We start from the raw sequence: 6,777 nt of genomic DNA, 5'->3' as shown, positions 1-6,777 counted from the left end.
CCGTATAGAAATACGGCGTCCGGTAGATCTGGCCGAAAGCGCCGGCCGGAACATCCGCCAGGCCGGTCTGTCCGGTGACGCCCCAGTTCTTTTCCCGGGTCATCGTGAACGAAACCTTGTTCTTGTTGTTCAACTGGTAATCGAACCGCAACGTCAGGTGATTCCGGTTGGTGTTCGGGCTCTGCCCGGTGGCGCCATCGGAACCATTTTGAGGCTGGAGCCACTGGAATCCTCCGGTGTTCAAGCCATCGCCGACCTGGTAGTTGTTGGGCAAAGGGGTGCTCGGCAGATAATACGACCCGATGAACGTCGGATCGATGCCGGTACGGAGGGGGTCCTTAATATCGTTGAATACATTGAACTGGCTCACAGCCGCAGGGTTCAGAGGGTTGCCGTTCGTATCGACCGAGGGCGTCGTGGAAGCCGCGTTGCCGTTGCGACCACCATTATTGATGTAGCGGAAAATGCCCTGCCGTGCCGTAGGGGTCAGAACCACCGTGTTCACAGTTAACTTGCCCAGATAGCGCTGATCGTCCGTCAAGATGAAGAAGAACGCCTTGTTCTTAATGATCGGACCACCGAGGCGGGCGCCGAACTGATTGCGGTTTGCAAAGTTCTTGGCGGCGTGCTGCAGGTTCTGGAAGTACGTTTGAGCGTTCATCACCGAATTGTTGTTGGTATAAAACCCAGCGCCGTGGAAATCGTTGGTTCCAGATCGCGTGCGCATCTGAACCTGGGCCGAGCCTCGTCCTACCGTCGGATCGACATTGTTCTGAGTGACCCGGATTTCCTCGATCATGTCCGGGCTCGTAAAGATCGCGGAATATGCTCCATTCGACGAGTTGTAGCGGCCGTCATTCGTGGTGATGCCGTCGCGTGTCGTGTTCACGGCACCGATCGACTGTCCACCGAATTGCGGCGTCGGAGCGCCAAAGGCATTGAGTTGCGTCACCACGCCCGCCGTTGTTGCGATAAAGTCGAGCACATCACGGCTGGCGAGGGGCAGATTGAGTGTATCTTTTTCAGAAATCACGTTTCCAACGGAAGCGGATGTGGTTGCAATAAGCGTGTCCGCAGCAACGCTGACATCAACCGTTGTGCCTGCGGCAGCGCCGACCTCAAGCTTGAAGTTCTCGCGGACCGCCTGTCCTTCACCGAGTTCCAGGCTGTTGTATGCCGCTGTCTTGAACCCGGCCAGCGCAGCCGTTAATGTGTAGGTACCCGGCTGCAAGGCGAGAATTACATAGTTGCCGGTTTCGTTCGTTACACTGGTAGCCATGATTCCCGTTTTTATGTTCTTTGCGGTGACCTCGACTCCGGGGATCAACGCACCACTCGCGTCCGCCACTGTTCCGCTCAAGCTTGCCGTGACTTGAGCAAACGCTGACGTGGATGCGAGAAGCAGCAGCATCGTGACTGCAATCAACATTTTTTTCATTCTGTCGGTTCCTCCACCTGATCAATGGCCGGGACTCTATCACCGCCTCCGTTTGGAAGCACATTAATTGAATATAAAGGTCATCTTGCGAATGGCTACGAGAATGGCTGGTATAATCCCCGGTTCTCGGGAGAGGAATCCGATTGGGCTCGGTCTACAAGGATGTGAATGAATCGCTCACACACCATGTTGAAATTGTGGTGTTCAATTCATTCACACATTTCGTAGACCGGCGTTGCAGCAATATATATAAGGGAGCGGTTTTGTCATGGCGCATAAAAGCTTAGAGAATCTGCTAAAGAGCGTGGGGGGGCCGGTTCAGCTGCTGCGGAATTCGCAGACGGGGCCCAATGTCTATCCCGTCGTACCGCCGGAATACACCAACTGGCGGGATGAGCAGCAGGCGTGGCAGCAGACCTGCGTGCTTTTCAACCAGTCGTATCACATGACGGACATGTACATTGAGGGGCCAAAAGCGCTGCAGCTGCTCTCGGATCTCGGCATCAACAGCTTTAAGACCTTCAACCTCCATCAGGGCAAGCAGTTCGTCGTCTGCAACTATGACGGCTACGTCATCGGCGACGTGATTCTATTCAGACTCGGGGACAACCTCTTTAATATCGTCGGCCGGCCTTCGGTCCACAACTGGGTGACCTACCACGCCCAGACCGGCGGCTACGGCGTTCGCCTCGAACGCGACGAACGATCGGCCGCGCGGCCCGATCCGATCGGCCGTAAAACATACCGATACCAACTCCAGGGACCCAACGCCATCAAGGTCATCGAGAAAATCACCGGCAAACCGGCGCCGCCAATAAAATTCTTCGACGGCTGTCTTTTCACCATTGCCGGCCGGCAGGTGCACGGGTTACGGCATGGAATGGCAGGCCAGCCCGGCTTTGAACTTTATGGACCGGCGCAGGATGGCGATGCCGTCCTTTCGACAATTGTCGAAGCGGGACAGGAGTTCGGGCTGCGGCGCGTGGGCGCTCGCGCCTATTCGTCGAATACGCTGGAATCGGGATGGGTTCCCTCGCCGATGCCGGCCGTTTACTCCGGCGACAGGATGAAAGCCTATCGTGAATGGTTGCCGGCAGATGGTTACGAAGCGCGGGCTTCTGTTGGCGGCAGCTTTTACTCCGACAATATCGAGGATTATTACCTGACACCCTGGGATCTCGGCTATGGCCACATCGTGAAATTCGACCACGACTTTATCGGCCGCGAAGCGCTCGAGAAGATCGCCGGCCGGAATCACCGCAAGAAGGTGACGCTCGCGCTTAATGATGAGGATGTCACGCGGCTGATCGGCACCATGTTCCAGAAGGCGGGACGAGCCAAGTACGTCGATTTCCCATCCGCCGTCTACGCGATGCTGCCCTACGACAAAGTCACGCACGACGGTAAGACGATCGGCATCTCCACCTGGTGCGGCTACAGCTCCAATGAAGGCAAAATGCTGACGCTGGCGATTCTCGACGCGGCGTACGCCGAACCCGGCACGGAAGTAACGTTCGTCTGGGGCGAAGAAGGCGGCGGCAGCCCGAAACCGACGGTCGAACGGCATGTGCAGACGGAAATCCGGGCGACTGTGAGCCCGGTTCCTTACGTGGAAGTGGCGCGGAAGGAATATAGAAAGAATTAGATTTATTGCACCATTGCATCATTCGAGGTTTTTGCATTTCTAAATTTGAAATGCAGAAACCTCGAATGATGCAATGGTGCAATAAGCTGTAATAGAATACGCGCCATCTATGAACCCCAAGCCAACCCCCAAAGTTAAGCGCCGAATCTACCGAAGTCCGATGCGGGACGAACGCACGATTCAAACTCGCGAGCGTATCCTCGACGCGCTGGTGCAGGTTCTCGCGCGCGACGGCATTGCCGAGCTGTCCATTCCCCTCGTTGCCAAAGAGGCGAAGGTTTCGATCCCCTCGGTATACCGGTACTTCCCGACCAAACGCGATCTTTTCGCCGCGCTCGACGACTATGCGCATGCGAAAGGCGGCTTCAGTTTCTCGGAGTTCCCGCGCTCGAATTCGCCTGAGGAACTGGCCGAAATGATTCCCACGCTGTTCCGCCGCAGAGAATCGATCGAACCGACAATCGCAGCGGCACTGAGAACCCGGATCGGATACGACATCCGAAGGCCGCAACTCGATGAGCGCGCCAAATATTTCGAAGCGGCGCTGCGTCCGGCGGCGGCAAAGCTCAACGCCGAAGAACAGGCATGGCTGCGGGACATCGTGTTCGTGTTGACGTCGTACGGTTGCGTGCGCGCCTTCAAAGACTATCTTGGTCTGGATATCGACGGCGCCGCGGACCGTGTCGCGTGGGCGATCCGTGTCCTCGCGCGCGGAGCGCAAAACGGCGGCGAACAGGGAAGTTGAAAATGACCAGGGAATGGCAGGAAGCCAGCATCGAACCGGGATACTGGGAGCGGCGCGAATCGCGCTATCCGGTGCCGATGTCGCGCCATCTCTGGGAACTGGTCACCCCCGCGTTCCTGCAGGGAACTCAACGCGCCTTTGAACGTTACGGCTGCGCCGTCGAATATTTCGATATCGCCCGCGTGCGAGGCCGCCGGTACTTCCGGGCGCAATTCGTCGAAACGCCGGAGAAACTGGCCGAACGCCGGGAGACCGCCGAAAAAGTATGGCGGGAAAAACTGTGGCGCCGCGACTGCGCGGAATGGCCGGAGGTGAAGGACAACCTGCGCCGACGCCTTCTCACATTCGCACGCCGCGATCCGCAGCGGATGAGCCTGACCGATCTACAGGACAACCTTGCCGCGCTGCGAAACCTTCTGGCCGAAGGCACGATCCAGCACTTCATTCAACAGCCGGCGAGTATGGTGCCGGTCGGGGATTGGGTCCGGCGCACACACGACCTTACCGGGGCTTCGATCTCCGACATCGTCGCCGTGCTTCAGAGTTGCCGGCCGAGCCTGGCCGATTGCCTTCACATGGTCGACGAAATCGCCGAAAACATCCGCTCGCTTCCTGGAACGGCAGAGTTTGTTTGCGATGAGTCCATCCATCCCGACATCCGGCTCGAACAGCTCCGCCGGATGTCGCCGGAAATCCGGAAGAACCTCGACGCGTATCTGCACGAATACGGAGACCGCATCATCACCGGTTTCGATATCGTCGATGCCACACTGCGCGAGCTTCCGGGCTGTACGCTGTCGTTGATTACATCGCGTCTCGATCGCGCCGCAGCAAGACAACCTCACGCCGAAGTCTTTCAGGCCGCGGCAGCGAGACTTCGCGGGCGCCTGCCCGTGAGCGAAGTCCCGGAATTCGAAAGCGGACTCGCCGAGGCCAGGATGGCGTACGGCCTGCACGATGAAGATGTGCGGACAACGTATCTCTGGCCGCTCGGCCTGATGAGGCGATCCGTTCTTGCCGCCGCCGGCCGGCTGTTTTCGCGCGGCGCTCTGAAAGCCCAGGCCGACGTGTTTCAAACCACTCCGGCGGAGTTGGACGCGCTGCTGTCGGGAGGCCCCGCTCCCTGCGCCGAAGAGATTTCCGCGCGCGCCGATCAATGGCGGGCATGGGCGGACGAAGAACCGCCTCCCACCTTCGGCGAAAAGCCGTTACGGCCCGGCCCGGAGGTTCTCGGCGAAGCGTGCTCGCGGATCAGCTCTGCGATTATGTTCTACCTGGCCGAGATGGAAGGACAGGAGACCTATCCGATCCAACCGGCATCGAATCTCACGCTTCAAGGACTCGCCGCCAGTCCCGGCTCCTATGAAGGCCGCGCGAGGATTGTGCGGGATCCCTCGGATCTCGCGAAGGTCGCCGTGGGGGACGTCCTTGTCGCGCAAACCACTTCTCCGGCCTACAACGTCATCCTGCCTGCGGTCGGCGCTCTCGTCACCGCGCGCGGAGGAATTCTTTCGCATGCCGCCATCATCGCGCGCGAGTTCAGCGTCCCGGCAGTGGTGGGCATCAACGAAGTGACCGCCCGCATTCCGGATGGCGCCCGCGTTCTGGTGGATGGGGACAATGGGTTGGTAGCCATCCGCGGCTAGACGCGACCTTCTGCCTGATAACAAACCTCGAATAACCGATTCCCATTAAACACTACTCATTGCCCCAATCCCCCTATAACCCGCTTCCGGCAATTTCTCTGTCACCTAGCCGCTATCGATCAGGGGCGAGGTGAAGAATTGGGGCAATGGGCAGTGTTTAATGGGAATCGCTTATTCGAGGTTTGCTATCAGGAAGCTGAGGGAAAGTAACCATATTGCCAATTTAAAGGGCCTAAAGTACCCTGCGGCTAAAAACGCTGATTTACAGCGCGAAACGGTTCAGAAATGTGAAGTAGGTCGCCAAACGGGACAAACTGCCAGTCAGAATCAGCACACCCACCGCAATGACAAGCGCGCCGCTGACGACTTCCACCGTGTGGAAGTGCTTCTTGAAGCGGCCGTAGAAGGCCAGGAATTGATTCAACGCGAGGCTGGTCAGAAGGAACGGGATACCGAGCCCCGCCGAATAAACGGCCAGAAGAAACATGCCTTCGGTGACCGTCTGCTTCGTGCTCGCAATCGTCAGAATGCCCGCCAGGATCGGACCGATACAGGGCGTCCAGCCAAACGCAAAAGCCAGCCCGAGAACCAGCGCTCCGAGCATGCCGCGCGGCTTCTGGACGTTATGGAAACGCTTGTCCTTATATAGAGCATTGATTTTGATCAGACCGGTGAGATGAATACCGAAGACGATCAGAACCAGCCCGGCAAGCTGTCCCAGCAGCCGCATCCGCGACACGAGGACCTGTCCGATCCAGGTTGCCGAAGCGCCGAGGAGGATGAAGGTGATCGAGAACCCCACGATAAAAAGGATGGAATTCATCAGGACGGTCCTGAACAGCGATGCGTCCTTCTCCTGAGCCTTCAGCTGTTCGAGGGAAGAGCCGGAAATGATGGAAATATATCCCGGCACCAGCGGCAGAACGCAAGGTGACAGAAAAGAAACCAAGCCGGCGACGAAGGCCGTGAATACCGATACTTCATCCATAAAAGTGCCAGTCTAACCTATTTTTATAATTACCGCTGCACGACGACATTCGCGGCAGGTACGGAAAGTTTTGTCAGGGTTCCGTTGTCGTCGACCGTCGCTTCCATTTTGACGTCTCCGACTTCCAGGTCGTAGGTATGGGGAGCGGTCATGTGAACCGTGGCGCGCCCGACACTGCGGTCCTGAGGAACGAAAACAGGAAAAGAACTTTCACCGGCCTGGACGCGGTACATCATGATCAGATATTGATCGAAGATGTTGTTGTCCAGAACGAGGGCGCCTTCGGGAAAGCGGAAGTCGGCCGAGGAGGTTTCG

The 6,777-nt window shown here is 57.8% G+C and carries 6 protein-coding genes; 3 read left to right on the top strand and 3 right to left on the bottom strand.

Features of this window, described 5'->3' with window-relative positions; genetic code table 11:
• A partial coding sequence (locus tag VGK48_21850; GenBank protein ID HEY2383828.1) for a carboxypeptidase regulatory-like domain-containing protein occupies positions 1-1,438 on the bottom strand: 1,438 nt, incomplete at its 3' end.
• A gap of 268 nt (positions 1,439-1,706) precedes the next feature.
• On the opposite strand from VGK48_21850, the gene VGK48_21845 reads away from it, so the two are divergent.
• The 3 genes from VGK48_21845 to VGK48_21835 all read left to right on the top strand — a co-directional run bounded on the left by VGK48_21845 (position 1,707) and on the right by VGK48_21835 (position 5,474).
• Positions 1,707-3,083 carry an aminomethyl transferase family protein gene (locus tag VGK48_21845; GenBank protein ID HEY2383827.1) on the top strand — a complete coding sequence of 459 codons (1,377 nt, stop codon included), beginning with the start codon at positions 1,707-1,709 and terminating at the stop codon, positions 3,081-3,083.
• 160 nt (positions 3,084-3,243) lie between these two features.
• Entirely contained in the window at positions 3,244-3,828 is a 585-nt protein-coding gene (locus VGK48_21840; GenBank protein HEY2383826.1) for a helix-turn-helix domain-containing protein, read from the top strand.
• A gap of 2 nt (positions 3,829-3,830) precedes the next feature.
• Positions 3,831-5,474, top strand: coding sequence for a PEP-utilizing enzyme (locus VGK48_21835; GenBank protein ID HEY2383825.1), 1,644 nt, complete (start codon positions 3,831-3,833; stop codon positions 5,472-5,474).
• Positions 5,475-5,736: 262 nt separating this feature from the next.
• On the opposite strand, the gene VGK48_21830 is transcribed toward VGK48_21835, so the two are convergent.
• Both VGK48_21830 and VGK48_21825 read right to left on the bottom strand, forming a co-directional pair.
• Positions 5,737-6,462, bottom strand: coding sequence for a cytochrome c biogenesis protein CcdA (locus tag VGK48_21830; GenBank protein ID HEY2383824.1), 726 nt, complete (start codon positions 6,460-6,462; stop codon positions 5,737-5,739).
• 29 nt (positions 6,463-6,491) lie between these two features.
• Positions 6,492-6,777: hypothetical protein (locus VGK48_21825; protein HEY2383823.1), on the bottom strand; the 286-nt coding region annotated here is incomplete at its 5' end.

The organism is Terriglobia bacterium (genome assembly GCA_036496425.1).
Lineage (GTDB): Bacteria > Acidobacteriota > Terriglobia > 20CM-2-55-15 > 20CM-2-55-15 > 20CM-2-55-15.
This window is presented reverse-complemented; position numbering and strand designations above follow the sequence as displayed.